Consider the following 16,081-nt stretch of genomic DNA (forward strand, 5'->3'; position numbering starts at 1 on the left):
TGGCACGTAGCGCGGCGTCGATCGCCTTCACGCGCGCATGCGGCACCGCGTCGGGAAACATCGCCTCGAGCGTCTCCAGGCTCATCGCCTTGAACTGGTCATATTGCGGATGGGCCGTGAAACCCGGCAGCTCGCGTTCCAGCACCGCCTTTGCCGCGGGGTTGGCGGCGAGCTGCTCGATCGGCGTTCTGGCGCTGAACGCGGGCTTGTCCTGGCCGGCGGCGGCGTGCAGCGGCGCGGCCATCGCCTGCAGGGCGATGGCGAGCTGCAAGATTCGAAAACCCGTGCGCATCCATGCTGTCCTTGCTGAGCAAAGGAGCGATGCGGCGAGTGGAGCCGCCGCATCGCCCAGTTGGGGGGTTAGTTGATCGTGACGGCCGGCGAGACGGTGAGGCTGCCCGAGGCGTTGCAGACGCCGCCGATCAGCGCCAGGAAGCCGGTGGTGCCGGGCAGGGCGGCCGAGAGCGGGCCGGCGGTCGAGGTGAGGTTGCTCCACGGACCGACGACGTCGCGCGGGCCGCAGTCACCGAGACGGGTCGAGACGGCCATGTCCTTGATCGTCACGCTGGTCGACGACGTCGCCTGGACGCGCAGCGGCAGCACCAGGCCGTCGTCGCACGCCAGCGGGCCGCTGGCGGCGCTGCCGGTGTAGCTGGTGAAGGTGATGCCCGTCGAGTCGGTGGTGCCGCTCAGGGTGACGTTGCACACCGTGGTCAGGGTGCCGTTCAGGTCCTGGGTCAGCTGGCCCGAAGCCGTCACCGCGGTGTTGGCGGGCGACAGGGTCTGGGCCATGGCCGCCGACTGGAAGGCAACGATGCTGATGAGAGCGGCGACAGACTTGGTGAAGATGTTCATCGTGAGTTTCCTTTTCAATGGAGATGAATTTGAAACAAGGCACGTCCTTCACGGGTAGTTTCTGGTTATATGTGCGACCACATCTTTGAATTTGCGGGTATTTATTTGATACCGACGCGCACGCTGAAGCCGATGATGCGCGGATCGAGCGTGAACACGTTGGAAAAGGTGCCGACTTCGTTCGGGCCGGTGAACGCGTCGGTGATCGGCGTGCTGTTGAAGACGTTCTTGACGTAGAACTGGTACGTCAGGTCCGAGGCCGGGCGGCTGAGCGTGATCGCCAGGTTGGCGTTGCCCCAGGCGCGCAGGCGGTCGTAGTCGGTGTTGTAGACACGGGCGAAGCTCGCCGACTGGCGATAATAGTCGCCACGCAGCGACAGCCGCCAATCGTCGAGGAACACGGTATATTCCGCACCGATGTTGAAGGTGAGGTGCGGTGCGTTGGGCAGCTCGTGGCCGCTCAGATCGGCGGCGAAGCCATAGCCGTTATTGGGGGCGCCGTAGTTGGAGGGGTTGGGGCCGTAATAGTTCGCCGGCTTGCTCGGATCGTAAGGCGCGGTCGGGCTGTAGGTAAATCCGTAAAGGGCCTGGCCTATCCCGCCGGGCGCAAACGGATTTCCGGCGGATCCGAATACGTGAGGCGCTTCGCAGAAGAAGTTGATCCCTGAATCCGAAGTGCTGTTGATGTCCTTGGGATTGACCTTCTTGAGATAGGCGGCGACCAGCGCCTTGGGCGCGATGCAGGTATTCGGGCTCTGTGCCCAGGGGTTGACGGTCATCCATTCGTCATGGCCCTGCACGCGGTCCATCACGTCGATCGAGCTTTGCCCGTTGCCGATCCTGGTCCGGAGATATCCGAGCGTCGCGCCGACCTTGAAGTGCCGCGAAGGTATCCAGGCGGCTTCCAGCTCCGCGCCATAGGTGATGGCGTCGAGATTCTCGGTATTGATCGCCCGGTTGATCAGCTGCGAGATCTGGTAGTTCTTGTAGTCGTTGAAGAAGGCGGAGAAGTTCAGCAGGATCTTTCCGCCGGCAATCTTGTTCTTCATGCCGATTTCGAAGGTGTTGAGTTCCTCCGGCTTGAAGTTGGTGGGGAGCCGCGTGTAGGTTCCGCACACCAGTGCCGGTGCCACCGGCAGCCCGTTCGGGCCGCAGGGCTTGTCGGCCTGCCCCCGGGGATTGTCGCCACCGCCCTTGTAGCCGCGCGCATAGGAAGCGTAGAGCGCGGTCTCGTCGGTGAACGCCAGATGCGGCTTCCAGTTCAGCGCTAGCCGGCCGGTAACGCGCCGCCATCGCATCGTCTCGGCGGGATCCGCCGGATAGCCGCGATCGACCGTACCGCTATTGAGCCCCCGGGTATCGCTCAGCAATTGGGTGGCATAGGGTATGATCAGCTTCTGATCGTCGGTGTAGCGCAGCCCCGCGGTCACCTTTAGGTTCTGAGCGGGCTTCCAGTAGATCTCTCCGAAGGTCGCCCAGGATTTGGTCTTGAGCTGCTGGATGCTTCGGAAATAATTGTGCCCCTCGCCATTGATCTTGTCGATGGGGTTCGGATCGATATAGGCGCAGCCGACGCCCTTGGCATCGCAATATGGACCTTCGGACAGCGCTGCGATGGTGAAGAGGTTGCTGAAGACGTAGTAGTTCTCGGTGGTCTCATAGGACAGGTAGTTGGCGCCGAGGTTGAAGTTGAGCGGTCCGTCAAAGGATGAGCTTAACCGGATCTCCTGCGCCCATTGCTCGCTGCGCGCCTCCGAACGATCGATTGCCGCCGGCGTGGTCAGCTCGCCGAGTTGCGGATCCTTGAACGTGCCAAGGCCGTTCCGGGAGCCGAGATAGGGCTTCCAGGCTGCCTTGACGCCGGTAGCGTATTGCTCCGGCGCGATGAAATAGGGCACCGCCTGAAACCGGAAAAAGTCCTGCGAAGCGCTGTAATAGTCCTTCGTGTACAGGACCTGGCCCGTGAAATGCAGGCGATCGGTGAGGTCGATCTCCGCATTGAACTGGAACAGGTCGTTCCGGGCCCGGTATTTCGGGTCGTAGAAGGTGCCGATCTCGCGCAGGTCATGGGATTGCTGCCCATTGGCGGTGCCGAAGGGATCGAGCCCCATCGGCGTGTAATAGCTGCCATAGGGACCCCGGTTTCCGGCCAGCGCCAGGGTGAGCGCCGTCACGATCGGAAATCCGCGGCCATTGGGCACGCCATAGGCGGCATCGGAATACAGCGTCTTTTGCTGGCATCCCGGCGTCAGCGCGCCGATGCTCCACGCGCCGACCACGGGCTGCGACTGCGCGGTGCCGTTCCGGTCGGTATAGTCGATCTTCTGCGGCGTCTCGCCGCGTGTGCACAGCTGCTTGCCGGTGCGCGCGCGGTCGTCGTTCTCGTTGAAATGCTCCCAGAAGAAGCTGAAGCGCAGCGCCGGATCGGGCTCCCACAGCGCCGACAGCCGCGTCGAATAGAGATCGCGGCCGTTCACATTCTTCTGCGTCACCGTGTTGTAGTCATAGCCGTCGCGCTTCGTCCACGCGGCCGCGGCGCGGAAGGCCAGGGTGTCGCCAAGCGGGATGTTGACGAACCCGCGCAGGCGGGTGGTGGAATAATTGCCGACCTCGCCCTGGATTTCGCCGGCCCATGCGCCGAGCCTGGGCTTGGCCGGCAGCATGTTGACGACACCCGCCGTCGCGTTGCGGCCATAGAGCGTGCCTTGCGGCCCACGCAGCACCTCGACGCGCTCGACGTCGAAATATTCCTGTTCGAACAGTCGGTTGCGGATCAATGGCGTGTAGTTGAAGCTGATCGCGACGGCCGGGTCGGCGGTGACGGAGATCGCCTTGGTCCCGATCCCGCGGACAGTGAAATTATAGCCGGAGAAATTGTCCTTCGAGAAGGAGACGTTCGGGATGGCGCGCAGCAGTTCGGGGCCGCCCTCGATCTTCTGGTCCGACAGGTCCTGCGCCGTGAAAGCCGATACGGCGGCCGGCACGTCAATCAGGCGTTCGGACATTTTCTGCGCGGTGACGACGATGTCGTTGCCGCTGCCGGCATCTCCGGATTCCTGCCCCTCATCGGCGGCGAGGGTCGGGCCCTGTCTATGGTTCACAGCCTCGGGCCGCGGACCGGCGGCCACCTTTCTGGCGCGCTGGATATTGCCTCCGCGAAGGATCAGGAACGCATCGCCGCGCTTCTGATAGGTCAGGTCGGTTCCGTGCAGGAGCTGCGCCAGCGCCGCTTCGACGGATGACACGCTCTTGATCGGACGCGCCTTCTTCCCGCGCACCAGATTCTGGTCGACCAGGATCTGCACGCCGGACTGGCGCGAGAGCAGGTTCAGCGAATCCTCCAGGCTGGCTGCCGGAAGCGTGATGCCATGTTGCGCCAGTGCTGGCGGAGCGGCGCAAATGGCGCCGATGGCGAAAGCGAAAACGGCAACGCCCGTACTAAGCGACCCCTTGGACTTCGGCACTATCTGTTCCCCCCTTTTGGGCTCGGATTGAGCGACCTCAGGGGAAAGACGCGACGCGCGCCGAAACTTCACAGAGTTTTTTGCTTCAGCCTTGTTGCGACGTGAGCAGGGAAGCCGGAACGATCAGCGCTTCGATATCGTCAGCGCACCCTCGGACTTGCGGACCCGGAATGCGTGGGTGATCGACAGGTTCTCGAGCTGGCCGGCCGGATCGGTCAGCCTGATCCGGCCGCTCACCGGCTTCTCGGCCAGGCTCTCGTCGGCGATGGCAATGGGCAGGGGCGAGAGGCTTTGCAGATCGGCGATAACCTGCCGCAGCGGCGTGCCCCTATATTCCATCCACTCGCCGCGCCAGCGGGCGACCTCGTCCTGCGCCACATCGGCGGCCCGGTTCAGGCCCGCCTTGTCCAGAATGGCGGCCTGTCGGGCGCGAAGCTGGATCGGCGCGTCGAACCACCCGTTCCGGCCGAACCGGACCACTCCGGATGCGACAGTGACACGGATGCTCCCCGGCTTGGTCGAGACCTCGAAGCTGGTCCCGACATCCACGATACGCGCGTTTCCAGTATCGATCCGGAAGGGGCGCTGCGCGTCGTGCACGACATTGGCGAAGAGCGCGCCCTGGGTCAGCTCGACCACGCGGTCATGACGCGTATAGCGGACCTTCACCCGCGCGCCGCCACCCAGGGTCAGCCGCGTACCGTCCGCAAGGGTGACGGAACGGACCTTGCCGTCCGCCACAGCATAGTCCTGCGGCTGGGCGAAATGCAGCGCGATCAGCGGCAGCGACTTGTAGCCGCCCAGCACGACGAGCAGGACCGCCACGCCGCCGACCAGCCAGGCATTGCCCGATCCGCCCGCGCGGCCATAGGCTTGCAGCGCCGCGTCCATGTCCGACCCCATGATGCGCCGCCACATGGTGTCATAGGCAGGCCGGCAACGCGGATCGCCGGCGAGCCACGCGTCGAAGGCGGCCTCGTCAAAGGCCTCGTCGCCCATGCGCCGCTCGATCCATTGGGCTGCTTCCCATTTTATGGCGCTAGTCTCGGACAGGGCCGCCTCTCTTCTCGATCTTCTCGATAGCCGAATCGAGATCGAATATGGCGCGCGCAACATGGTTGCTCACGGCGCTGGGGGAAAGGCCCAAGGCCTGGGCGACTTCCCCCGCCGACTGTCCGCGGACCCGCCGGCGGATGAAGACTTCCCGCCTGAGCGAGGGCATCGTCTTGAGGATGCCCGCGATCAGCTCGATCAACTGCTTGCGCGCCAATTGCTGATCTATCATCGGCTGGGGGCAGGGGATCGCGTCGGACAGTTCGACGAGCGGAGCCCTGCCGGTGCGGCGGAAATGATCCCGGACCAGATTCAGCGATATGCGACGCAGCAGCGCGGGAGCATTCTTCACGCTGCTGTCGGGCTTCGCCTCGAAGATCAGCAGCCGGAGATAGGCTTCCTGGACAATGTCCTCGCTGAGTGCCGAGTCGTGCACCTGCCGCCCGACATATTCAAGCAGGCCAGTGCGTTGCGCGCTCAAATGGGCGGGGCTCGAAACCATCGGGCAGATGCATATGCGCCCGATATGACATGGGGGTTTCGGTTGGGCCCGGCAGTTTTGGGCATGCGCCGATACCCGGACGGGAGCCGCCATGCCAGCGCTTCATGGTCCGTCCTGGAGAGATCGGCCCGGCTCTGAAGCGAGCCTCGCGGAATGGCGGCTCCATCGGTAGCGCAGGGAATTATCCCGGCTTGCGGAAACGCAGGACGAACTGGTCGGTCTTGCCGCGTATCGAGGGATCGAAGACATTCGCCCCGCGGGAATCCGCCGGATTCCGCAGGGCATCGGATTCGCCGTCGAGGACGAACCCGGCCTTGACCACCTCGCTCTTGACCAGAGCCTCGTCGATTCGGTGCAGCTTGGCCATTCCGGCATCATCCAGGCCGGCCGCACCGGCGTGATCGAGGATGACGTAGAGGCCGCCGGGCTTGAGCGCATCGAAGACCTGCTTGTTCAGCATCGACGTGCCCGCGGCGCCAAGCCAGATATGGACATCGTGATAATTCTGCGACGTCCATATCAGGTCGGCCTTGCTGGGCAGGTCGAACGGCCGGTCGTTGGCGACGATCTCATGAACATTGCCGCGGCCGGGCTCGCCGGACACGGGGGGCGGGAGCGGGCGGCCCTTGGCGCGGTCGAGCAATATCTGGGGCGTCACGGCATAGACCGCGCCATGCGGGCCGGCCGCCAGGCTGAACAGCCGCGTGAAATAGCCCTTCCCGGGAAGAAAATCGACGATCATCTGGCCGTGCCGCACCTTGGCGAAGGCGAGCATCTCGGCCGGCTTGCGGTCCGCATCGCGCGCCTTGTCGGCATCCGGGCGGCCCGAATCGGCCAGGATGGCATGCCATGAGACCTGCGCCGCGACGGCGCAGGGGGCGAGGGCGGCCATCAGCGTTGCGGCGGCCAGCAGAATCCGTGGCCGTCGGCCGGTAGGAAGAATCACGGCAAGTCCTTTCATCTGGTTCCATCCGAACAGAACCTGGCCGCGAGCCTGGCGCTTCCGGGTTTCGATGAACGTCCGACAGCCTTCGATCAGCGACACGGCGCCCTCTTCTACGGCTGCGGCCACGACGCTATGATCCGTCATGGTCGAGGAACATGTCGCGGATCCGCACGAAGAACCCGCGCTTTCGCCACGCGTCGCCTTGCTGTCGATCGCCGGTTTCTGGCTGTTCTATTGCGCCATCGTGACCCTGCGCTCGGCGGTCATCGGGCAGGCCGGCCAACTCGACATATTGGCCCGGCGCTTGGCGATCATGCTCTTCAGCATGGGGCTCACCTGCCTGCTCTACCTGATCCTGCGCAGAATTCCGACAAGCTCGCTGCGGCGTGGCATGATCGCGGCGGGCCTGCTGGCCGCGCCCGCGGCGCTCGCCTTCTCTTCCGTCAGCTGGGTGGTGTTCGACGTTCTGAAATCCCCCTGGACAGCGACCGCGAACAGCCCGGCCAACCCGCCCGGCGCGGCGCGGCAGCGGTCCGGCCGGATGATGGTGCAGGTTGGGGGGACGAACGCCGACGACGCCGACATGGCGGTGGTCAAGATGATCGCGGACAGCGCGGTCAACAGCTATTTCTTCTTCGTCGGCTGGGCGGCGCTCTACCTGGCGCTGCGCTATGCCGCGGAAGTCGGTGCGCTGGAGCGCAAGAACGCCACGTTCCGCGCCGCGGCGCAAGCCGCCGAGCTTCGGGCATTGCGGTATCAGATCAACCCGCACTTCCTGTTCAACACGCTCAATTCGCTGTCCACGCTGGTCATGGCCGGCAGGCGCCCCGCCGCCGAGCGGATGATCATCAATCTCTCGAGCTTCTTCCGGGCCAGCCTGGTCGGAGATCCGAGCGAGGATGTGCAGCTGACGGAGGAAATTCGGCTCCAGCGCCTGTATCTCGAGATCGAGCAGGTCAGGTTCCCCGATCGCTTGCGCCTGGCCATCGACCTGCCGGACGATCTGCGCGATGCGCTTGTCCCCGGACTGATCCTGCAGCCGCTGATCGAGAATGCGGTGAAGTATGGCGTGTCGCGGTCGCGCCGCCCGGTCACGATCGGCATCCGCGCGAGCGAGCGGCTCGGCCTCCTGCTTCTGACGGTGCAGGACGATGGCGAGCCGGGCGCGGCCGGCAAGGCGATGGAGGAAGGGACGGGGCTGGGCTTGCGCAATGTCGCCGATCGCATCGCCGCGCGGTTCGGCGATGCGGGCTATTGCCGCGTGCACCCGCTCGATCCCGAGGGATTCCGTGTCGACCTCGCAATGCCGCTGACCTTCGATGTACGCTGAGCCCATCCTGCGGACGTTGATCGTCGACGACGAGCCGCTCGCGATCGAGCGACTGGTGATGCTCTGCTCCCACATTCCCGATCTCGCGCTGGTGGGAACGGCGTCGGATGGAGAGGTCGCGCTGCGGCTGGCAAAATCGCTGGCGCCCGACCTTGTGCTGCTCGACATCGCCATGCCGCAGGTGGACGGCATGGATGTGGCCAAGGCGCTCTGTGCCGGGGAGCGGCCGCCCGCCATCGTCTTCTGCACGGCCTTTGACGGCTTTGCCCTGGCGGCATTCGATGTCGCGGCGGTCGATTATCTGCTGAAGCCGGTAACGTCCGAAGGGCTGGTACGGGCAGTTGCGCGCGCGCGCACGCAGGTGGCCGGCTCCGAACGCCGCGCCACCGCCGAGGCCGACCGGATCGAGGAATTCTGGGTTCCCCATCGCTCGGACATGGTGCGCATCGCGGCAATCGATATCGACCGGATCGACGCGATGCGCGACTATATGTCCCTGCAGGTCGGGTCGCGCAGCTTCCTGCTCCATCGCACATTGGGCGATCTCGAGCGCCGGCTGGATCCGGCCAGGTTCATCCGCGTCCACCGCTCGACCATGGTCAGGCGGGACTTCATCGCCAGGCTGCGCCATGACGGGCTCGGCATCTGGTACGCGGTGCTGGCCGACGGTGCGGATGTCCGGATAGGCCGTTCCTATCTGGCTGCCGTGAAGGCCCTGGCGGGCCGGTGAGCCCGCCAGAGCCGTTCGGTGGCAGGGCGGGGGAGCGCGCTCACCGCATGCGGCTGTCCATGCCGGCCGAAGCGAGACGATCCTGACGCACGCGGGATGCCAATGTCATGATCCTGGCGTCGGCCTGGCGCACCGCGGCGATGCGACAGCGCTCGCTTTCGGCCGACGGCAGGATGCCGATATGCGGATATGCGTCGCAGGCACGCGCCGCCGCCTGGCGGACACGTGCGCGCGCCGTCCTGACGCCGGCATCGCTTGCAAGGTCGAGATCGCGCGTGGAGACGATGATCCTGCTGGATCCATGCATGCCGGTGCCGGAATCGATCATAGTTGCGCCGGCGACGTTCGACGAGCCCAGAAGGGCGAGGGACGCCAATCCCAGATATGCTATACGCATCACATCATTCCCATGTTGTTCAGGCCGATCGCGCGCTCCGGAGGAGGGCGATGACGCATGGATATTCGATGGAGCGGGCCGGGCGTCGTCCTCTTCGACCGGCCGCGGGCAGCATTCTATCAATCGCCGCGGCGCGCGATGAACGACAGACGGGATTCGACGAGCGGTCCGGATTTCCCTGCAAACGGGCTGAGTACTCCCGGGGATTGCCCTGGCATGGATGAACTCGGCGCTATTCCATGGCCTTTAGCCGGAACGCCGCCATGGGGGGAAGCGCCTCCCGCGAGATCGATAATATACATTATGTAAAATGCCGACGACACCGGAACCGACGGCATCGGGCCCTTCGAGCCCCCTCGCATCGCCCACAGGCCCCCGGCCGCAGCCGGAGGCCCTTGGAAGCGCGATCACGCGGCCCGGAACAGCTCCGGATCGAGCGCCATCACCGTCTCGCTGCCCGCCTCGATCTTGCGGCGCAGGCCGCTGGCGTCCGGAAGGAAGCGCTCGGCATAGAAGCGCGCAGTGACCAGCTTGGCCTCGTAGAAGCCGGTGTCGCCACCGCCGGCGGCCAGCGCGGCCGTGGCGGCCCGGGCCATGCGCAGCCACATCAGGCCCAGCGCCACCGTGCCGGTGAGCTGCATGTACGGATAGGCGCCGGCGCCCACGTCATTGGGGTTCTTGAAGCCGTTCTGGGCGAGCCACATGGTCGCGCCCTGGAGATGGCCCAGCGCCTTTTCCAGGCCCTCCGCCAGCGCGGCGAGCTTCTCGTCGCCCTTGGCCGCGGCCGCTTCCTCGGCGACCAGCTTGAAAAAGGCCTGGACGGCGCGGCCGCCGTTCATGGCGAGCTTGCGGCCCACCAGGTCCATCGCCTGCACGCCGTTGGTGCCCTCGTAGATCATCGAGATGCGGGCATCGCGGACATATTGCTCCATGCCCCATTCGGCGATGTAGCCATGGCCGCCATAGACCTGCTGGCTGTCGGTCGCGACCTTGTAGCCGATATCGGTGCCGACGCCCTTGATCACCGGCGTCAGCAGGCCGACCAGATCGGCGGCGAGCTGGCGCTCCTCCTCGGTAGCCGCGGCATGCTCGAGATCGACCTGGAGCGCGCCCCACAGGCAGAGTGCCCGCAGCGCCTCGGTCTGCGCCTTGGCTTCCATCAGCATGCGGCGCACGTCCGGATGGACGAACAGCGTGTCGGCCTTTTCGTTCGGCTCCTGCGGACCGGTGAGCGCGCGGCCCTGGCGGCGGTCATGCGCATACTGGACGGCGTTCTGGAGGGCGACTTCGCCAACGCCCAGGCCCTGCAGGCCCACGCCGAGCCGCGCCGCGTTCATCATGATGAACATCGCGGCAAGGCCCTTCATCTCCTCGCCGACCAGCCAGCCCGTGGCGCCGTCATAGTTCATCACGCAGGTCGAATTGGCGTGGATGCCCATCTTGTGCTCGATCGAGCCGCACGAGACGGCGTTGCGCGCGCCGAGCGAGCCGTCGTCATTGACCAGGAACTTGGGGACCACGAACAGCGAGATGCCCTTGCTGCTCTCCGGCGCGCCCGGCGTCTTGGCGAGGACGAGGTGGATGATGTTCTCGGTCAGGTCATGCTCGCCCGACGAGATGAAGATCTTGGTGCCGGTGATGGCGTAGCTGCCATCGGCGTTCGGCTCGGCGCGGGTGCGGATCAGGCCGAGATCGGTGCCGCACTGCGGCTCGGTGAGGTTCATCGTGCCGCCCCAGGTGCCCGCGACCATCTTGGGGACGTATTTCTCCTGCTGCTCGGGCGAGCCCTTGACCAGCAGCGCGGCGACCGCGCCATGGGTGAGCCCCGGATACATGGCGAACGCCATGTTCGAGGAGATCATGAACTCCTGAAAGGCCGTGGAGATGACGTGCGGCATCCCCTGCCCGCCAAACGCCTCGGGAAAGCTGAGCGTGCCCCAGCCGCTCTCGACGAACTGGGCATAGGCCGCCTTGTAGCCGTCCGGCGTGGTGACGCTGCCGTCGTCATGGCGGGTGCAGCCCTGCTGGTCGCCCGAATGGTTGAGCGGGAACAGCACTTCGGCGACGAACTGGCCGCCCTGTTCGAGCACCGCGTCGACCGTGTCCGGCGTCGCATTCTCGAAGCCCGGAAGATTGGCGTAGCGATCGAGGCCGATCACCTGCTCGAGGATGAAGCGCGTGTCGCGCACCGGCGGAGTATATTGGGGCATTTCAGGTTCCTCGGGGGCTAGTCGCTGCTTTTGAGCAGCTCGACGAATTGCTGGAGCTCGGCGATGTGCGCGTCGATGTCGCGCTTCTGGTTCTCGAGCAGGCCGATCCGCTCGAGGCAGCGCTCGAGCGTGACCTGCTTCTGGGTGCTGCGGCCGTCGCCGACATCGTAGAGGTCGATCATCTCGCGGATCTCGGCCAGGCTGAAGCCGACGCGCTTGCCGCGCAGGATCCAGGCGAGCCGGGCGCGGTCGCGGTGCGAATAGATGCGGGTGGTGCCGCGGCGCTCGGGGCCGATCAGCCCCTCGTCCTCGTAGAAACGCAGCGCCCGCGGGGTGACCGAGAATTCGGCGCACAGGTCCGAAATGGTGAAGGATTCGCGGTCCGGACGCGATTCGATCGGCGCCAGGGCCTCGAGCGGAAAGGCTGGTGCGTTCATGGGCATGGAAATTACCTTCCCTTTACGTGAACGTCAACTCTTCGGGCGCCGAAAAGTCGCGAAAGTACCGACCCCATCGCGCGCGGCTCCCCTCGCCCCCGTTCGGCGCCCGCGACGGCGCGCCGCCCGCAAGGGGCGTGACATGGGCTATGTTCGCGCATCGACATGACGCGAGTGTTTCAGGGGAAATCCAACATTGGAAGCGGCGGGGAAATGCCGGCTGCCCTCGGGTATGAGCCGGATTGGCGGACGCCTGTTCCTCCATCGGCATCGCTGCTCTCCACGGTCACCCCTGCCCGCGCGAACTCTCCCGTCGTCCCTGCATATTCTCCGCCGTCACGCCCGCGAAGGCGGGGATCCAGGGCCAGGAGCAAGGACGCGAAGCTCGCCTTGCCGTATCCGGCAAGCCCAAGCGCGATTGCTTCGATTGTCCCGCGCTACCCTGGATCCCCGCCTTCGCGGGGATGACGGGAGAGTTCGCGGGGATGACAGTGGAGAATATACGGGGAGAGCTCGCGGGACGATGATGGTAGAATATGCCGGAGCACCAGGACGCCGGGACGGCGGTGGGGAACAAAGCCCTGCCCTAGCCTCCTCCGCAGAGCCTGCGCCCATTGGCGTCGCGCATCGCCGAGGCCTCGGCGGCCGACTCGCTCAGCCGGACGACTTCCAGGCCGGCATAGGAGGCGCGCTTGGCGCAGTACCGGTTGCAGCCATCGGGCAGCGCGCCGGGAAAGGCGATCTTGTCGCCATCATATTTCGCGTCGAACGAGCAGCTGCCATCCTCGCCCAGCTCGACATGGAGCGACTCCCCCACCCGGCTCGCCCGGCCCGAGCCGCTGCAGGTGATGCGGTCGCCATAATCGACGAACGCGCCGATCCGATAGCCGAGCTGCTCGTCGGGAACGATGCAGATGCGATCGGTGTCGCGGGCATAGAGGCCGGCGATATCGGTATCGGCGGGGTTGCGGATCAGGCCGCGCTCGATCGCGGCCTTTTCCAGGTCCTGGGGAGGCTGGGCCTTGTCGGCCTGCTTGGTGCCGCCCGAACAGGCGGCCAGGAGCAGCATGAGGAGCAGCCCGGCGCGCTTCACTTCCGGACCAGCTTTCCGCCTTCGATCACGCGATAGAAGCAGCTCGGCGCGCCGGTGTGGCAGGCCGGCCCCTGCGGCTCGACCTTGAGCCAGACGCAATCCTGGTCGCAATCGATGCGGGCCTCGACCAGCTTGAGGACATGGCCCGAAGTCTCGCCCTTCTTCCAGAGTCGGCCCCGGCTGCGCGACCAGAAGGTCGCCTCGCCGGTGTCGAGCGTGGCCTGGAGCGCCTCGGCGTTCATGTGCGCGACCATCAGCACCGAACCGTCGGGCGCGGTGCAGACGGCGGTGATCAGGCCGGCGGCGTCATATTTCGGGTCGAGCAGGGCGCCCGTTTCGCGATTGGTGTCCACCGGAACGTTCTAGCCCAACTCGTCACCCCGGCGAAAGCCGGGGCCTCCTGCGCTGGCGCTTGCGGCCTGGGATCCCGCCCCGGATCCATTCCGGGCCGCCGGGATGACGATCACTTATGATCCCGGATCGCCTTCACCAGCGCGTCCTTGTCCATTTCCGAGCGGCCCGCGATGCCGATCTTCCTCGCCTCGTCGTAGAGCTGCGCCTTCGAGCGGCTCTCCAGCGTTCCGCCGGGATGGTCGAGCGTCCCCGCCGCCTGGGCGTTGGCGATTCGCGCCGCCTTTTCCTTCGAGGCGCCTTCGTCGCGGAGTTTCTCGTAGAGTTCGCCGTTCTTTATCTGCGGTCCGTGGTCGTGCCCGGGCATGGATCGTCTCCTTCTGCCCTGAAAAACCAACGAAAAAGCCAGCAAGTTCATTTCTTTGTGACAGACCGGCGACAAACCGCGCCGAAGCGCCTATATGCCCGCTCGACAGTTCCCAACCCCCTCGAGGGCTGATGCTTACCACGAACCCGTTCGATGACGACAAGCTGCGCGAAGAGTGCGGCATTTTCGGCGTATCCGGCATGGACGGCGCCGCCGCCGCGGTCGCGCTCGGCCTGCACGCGCTGCAACACCGCGGCCAGGAGGCGGCGGGCATCACCAGCTTCGATGGCCACCAGTTCCATACGCACCGCGCGATGGGCCATGTCGCGGGCAATTTCGACCGCGACGAAGTGATCCGCGCGCTGCACGGCAATGTCGCCTGCGGCCATGTCCGCTATTCGACCACGGGGGAGACCGCGCTGCGCAACGTGCAGCCGCTCTATGCCGAGCTGGCGAGCGGCGGCTTCGCGATCGCGCACAACGGCAATATCTCGAACGCAATGCGCCTGCGCCGCGACCTGATCCGCCGCGGCGCGATCTTCCAGTCGACCTCGGACACCGAGGTGATCATCCACCTCGTCGCCACTTCGCAGTTCCGCACGCTGATCGATCGCTTCATCGACGCGCTCAAGCAGGTCGAGGGCGCCTATTCGCTGATCGTGATGACGCCCGAGGGCATGATCGCCTGCCGCGATCCGCTGGGCATCCGCCCGCTGGTGATGGGCAAGCTCGACGATACGATCGTGTTCGCATCGGAAACGGTAGCGCTGGACGTGGTCGGCGCCGACTATGTCCGCGACGTGGAGCCGGGCGAACTGGTGATCGTCAAGGGCGGCGAGATCAGCTCGCACAAGCCCTTCGCGCCGGTGGGGCCGCGGCCCTGCATCTTCGAATATGTCTATTTCTCGCGCCCCGATTCGATCAGCGACAACCGCTCGGTCTATTCGGTGCGCAAGGCGATCGGCGCGCAGCTGGCGGTCGAGGCACCGGTGGAGGCCGATCTGGTCGTCCCCGTCCCCGATTCGGGCGTGCCGGCGGCGATCGGCTATGCCCAGCAGAGCGGCATCCCGTTCGAGCTCGGCATCATCCGCTCGCACTATGTCGGCCGCACCTTCATCCAGCCGGGCGACAAGGTCCGCCACCTGGGCGTGAAGCTCAAGCACAACGCCAATCGCGAGCTGATCAAGGGCAAGCGCGTGGTGCTGATCGACGATTCGATCGTGCGCGGCACCACTTCGCTGAAGATCGTGCAGATGATGCGCGAGGCCGGCGCGGCCGAGGTGCACATGCGCATCGCCTCGCCGCCGACGCGGCATTCGTGCTTCTACGGCGTCGATACGCCGGAACGGGCCAAGCTGCTGGCGGCCAAGCTCGACGTGGGCGGGATGACCGACTTCATCCATGCCGACAGCCTGGCCTTCATCTCGATCGACGGCCTGTACAAGGCGCTGGGCGAGGCGCGCCGCGCGGACATCCATCCGAAATATTGCGATGCCTGCTTCACCGGCGAATATCCGACCGCGCTGACCGACCAGGACGAGAACGGCCCGCCGGCCGACCAGTTCGCGCTGCTCCACGAGCGGGTGGGCTGATCCAGGCATGCGCGAGGGGGCATTTTCCGGGCGCACGGCGCTCGTCACCGGCGCGAGCCGCGGCATCGGCGCGGCGACGGCGCTGGAGCTGGCCAGGCAGGGCGCGCATGTGATCCTGACTGCGCGCACCGCGGGCGGGCTCGAGGAAGTCGAGGAGGCGATCTTCGCGGCCGGTGGCTCGGCGACGATCGCGCCGCTGGACCTGACCGAGAATGACGGCATCGCCCGCCTTGCCGAGGCGATCTCCGGGCGCTGGGCGGCACTGGACCTGCTCGTGCTCAACGCGGCGACGCTCGGCACGCTGAGCGCGGTGCCGGCGATCGACTTCAAGGAATTCGCCAAGGTGCTGACGCTCAACGTCACTGCCCAGGCGGCGATGCTCGCGGCGTTCGATCCCATGCTCAAGGCATCGGACGGTGCGCGCGTGATCGGCGTCTCCTCGAGCGTGGGCCGCACGGCCCGGGCCTATTGGGGCGTCTATGGCGCGTCCAAGGCGGCGTTCGAGAATCTGCTGCTCACCTATGGCGAGGAAGTCGCGCATATCAGCAAGGTGCGCGTCGGCATCGTCGATCCGGGCGCGACCCGCACCAGGATGCGCGCCCGCGCCTTTCCCGGCGAGGATCCGGCGACGGTGAAGGCGCCCGAGGCCGTCGCCGCGCGGATCGCGGCGCTGGCGGTCTCCGGCTTCGAGACCGGGCATTTCGAGCGGGTCGAGGGCTAGCGCGCGGCGAGCAGCCGGTGGCGCGGCGCCCGT

Annotated in this window: 16 protein-coding genes; 4 read left to right on the top strand and 12 right to left on the bottom strand. The window is 66.0% G+C overall.

Features of this window, described 5'->3' with window-relative positions:
* The 6 genes from OMP43_RS13485 to OMP43_RS13510 all read right to left on the bottom strand — a co-directional run.
* Window positions 1–292 (bottom strand): hypothetical protein (locus OMP43_RS13485; protein ID WP_280280057.1); only part of this gene is annotated, 292 nt, incomplete at its 3' end.
* 68 nt (window positions 293–360) lie between these two features.
* Window positions 361–855: a hypothetical protein gene (locus OMP43_RS13490; RefSeq protein ID WP_280280058.1), complete on the bottom strand. Its 495-nt coding sequence runs from the start codon at window positions 853–855 to the stop codon at window positions 361–363.
* Between the two features lie 101 nt (window positions 856–956).
* Window positions 957–4,319, bottom strand: coding sequence for a TonB-dependent receptor (locus tag OMP43_RS13495; protein ID WP_280280059.1), 3,363 nt, complete (start codon window positions 4,317–4,319; stop codon window positions 957–959).
* 123 nt (window positions 4,320–4,442) lie between these two features.
* Window positions 4,443–5,318, bottom strand: a complete 876-nt coding sequence (locus tag OMP43_RS13500) for a FecR domain-containing protein (protein ID WP_280280060.1) — start codon at window positions 5,316–5,318, stop codon at window positions 4,443–4,445.
* Window positions 5,319–5,358: 40 nt separating this feature from the next.
* Window positions 5,359–5,967: a sigma-70 family RNA polymerase sigma factor gene (locus tag OMP43_RS13505; protein ID WP_280280061.1), complete on the bottom strand. Its 609-nt coding sequence runs from the start codon at window positions 5,965–5,967 to the stop codon at window positions 5,359–5,361.
* Between the two features lie 88 nt (window positions 5,968–6,055).
* Window positions 6,056–6,766, bottom strand: coding sequence for a methyltransferase (locus OMP43_RS13510; protein ID WP_280280062.1), 711 nt, complete (start codon window positions 6,764–6,766; stop codon window positions 6,056–6,058).
* A gap of 196 nt (window positions 6,767–6,962) precedes the next feature.
* Between OMP43_RS13510 and OMP43_RS13515 the strand changes: the two genes are divergently transcribed.
* Window positions 6,963–8,150, top strand: coding sequence for a histidine kinase (locus OMP43_RS13515; RefSeq protein ID WP_280280063.1), 1,188 nt, complete (start codon window positions 6,963–6,965; stop codon window positions 8,148–8,150).
* Window positions 8,140–8,880, top strand: coding sequence for a LytTR family DNA-binding domain-containing protein (locus tag OMP43_RS13520; protein ID WP_280280064.1), 741 nt, complete (start codon window positions 8,140–8,142; stop codon window positions 8,878–8,880). The genes OMP43_RS13515 and OMP43_RS13520 overlap by 11 nt, the downstream gene beginning before the upstream one ends.
* A 40-nt stretch (window positions 8,881–8,920) precedes the next feature.
* Here the strand turns inward: OMP43_RS13520 and OMP43_RS13525 are convergent, their stop codons facing one another.
* The 6 genes from OMP43_RS13525 to OMP43_RS13550 all read right to left on the bottom strand — a co-directional run bounded on the left by OMP43_RS13525 (window position 8,921) and on the right by OMP43_RS13550 (window position 13,735).
* Window positions 8,921–9,277, bottom strand: a complete 357-nt coding sequence (locus tag OMP43_RS13525; RefSeq protein WP_280280065.1) for a UrcA family protein — start codon at window positions 9,275–9,277, stop codon at window positions 8,921–8,923.
* A gap of 407 nt (window positions 9,278–9,684) precedes the next feature.
* Window positions 9,685–11,487: an acyl-CoA dehydrogenase C-terminal domain-containing protein gene (locus OMP43_RS13530; RefSeq protein ID WP_280280066.1), complete on the bottom strand. Its 1,803-nt coding sequence runs from the start codon at window positions 11,485–11,487 to the stop codon at window positions 9,685–9,687.
* A gap of 17 nt (window positions 11,488–11,504) precedes the next feature.
* Window positions 11,505–11,924: a MerR family DNA-binding transcriptional regulator gene (locus OMP43_RS13535; RefSeq protein ID WP_280280228.1), complete on the bottom strand. Its 420-nt coding sequence runs from the start codon at window positions 11,922–11,924 to the stop codon at window positions 11,505–11,507.
* A gap of 586 nt (window positions 11,925–12,510) precedes the next feature.
* A complete protein-coding gene (locus tag OMP43_RS13540) occupies window positions 12,511–13,017 on the bottom strand; it encodes a hypothetical protein (RefSeq protein WP_280280067.1) in 507 nt (168 codons plus the stop codon).
* Window positions 13,014–13,370 carry a phosphoribosyl-AMP cyclohydrolase gene (gene hisI, locus OMP43_RS13545; protein ID WP_280280068.1) on the bottom strand — a complete coding sequence of 119 codons (357 nt, stop codon included), beginning with the start codon at window positions 13,368–13,370 and terminating at the stop codon, window positions 13,014–13,016. Before hisI ends, OMP43_RS13540 begins: the two co-directional genes overlap by 4 nt.
* Before the next feature lie 110 nt (window positions 13,371–13,480).
* The gene (locus tag OMP43_RS13550) at window positions 13,481–13,735 is read right to left on the bottom strand and encodes a Rho termination factor (protein WP_280280069.1); all 255 of its coding nucleotides are present in this window, start codon (window positions 13,733–13,735) and stop codon (window positions 13,481–13,483) included.
* Window positions 13,736–13,866: 131 nt separating this feature from the next.
* On the opposite strand from OMP43_RS13550, the gene purF reads away from it, so the two are divergent.
* Window positions 13,867–15,327: an amidophosphoribosyltransferase gene (gene purF, locus OMP43_RS13555; protein ID WP_280280070.1), complete on the top strand. Its 1,461-nt coding sequence runs from the start codon at window positions 13,867–13,869 to the stop codon at window positions 15,325–15,327.
* Between the two features lie 7 nt (window positions 15,328–15,334).
* On the top strand, window positions 15,335–16,048 hold the full coding sequence (locus OMP43_RS13560; protein WP_280280071.1) for an SDR family NAD(P)-dependent oxidoreductase: 714 nt from the start codon (window positions 15,335–15,337) through the stop codon (window positions 16,046–16,048).
* Window positions 16,049–16,081 lie beyond the last annotated feature (33 nt).

The sequence above is a fragment of the Sphingomonas sp. CBMAI 2297 genome (genome assembly GCF_029870595.1).
Taxonomy (GTDB): Bacteria; Pseudomonadota; Alphaproteobacteria; order Sphingomonadales; family Sphingomonadaceae; genus Sphingomonas.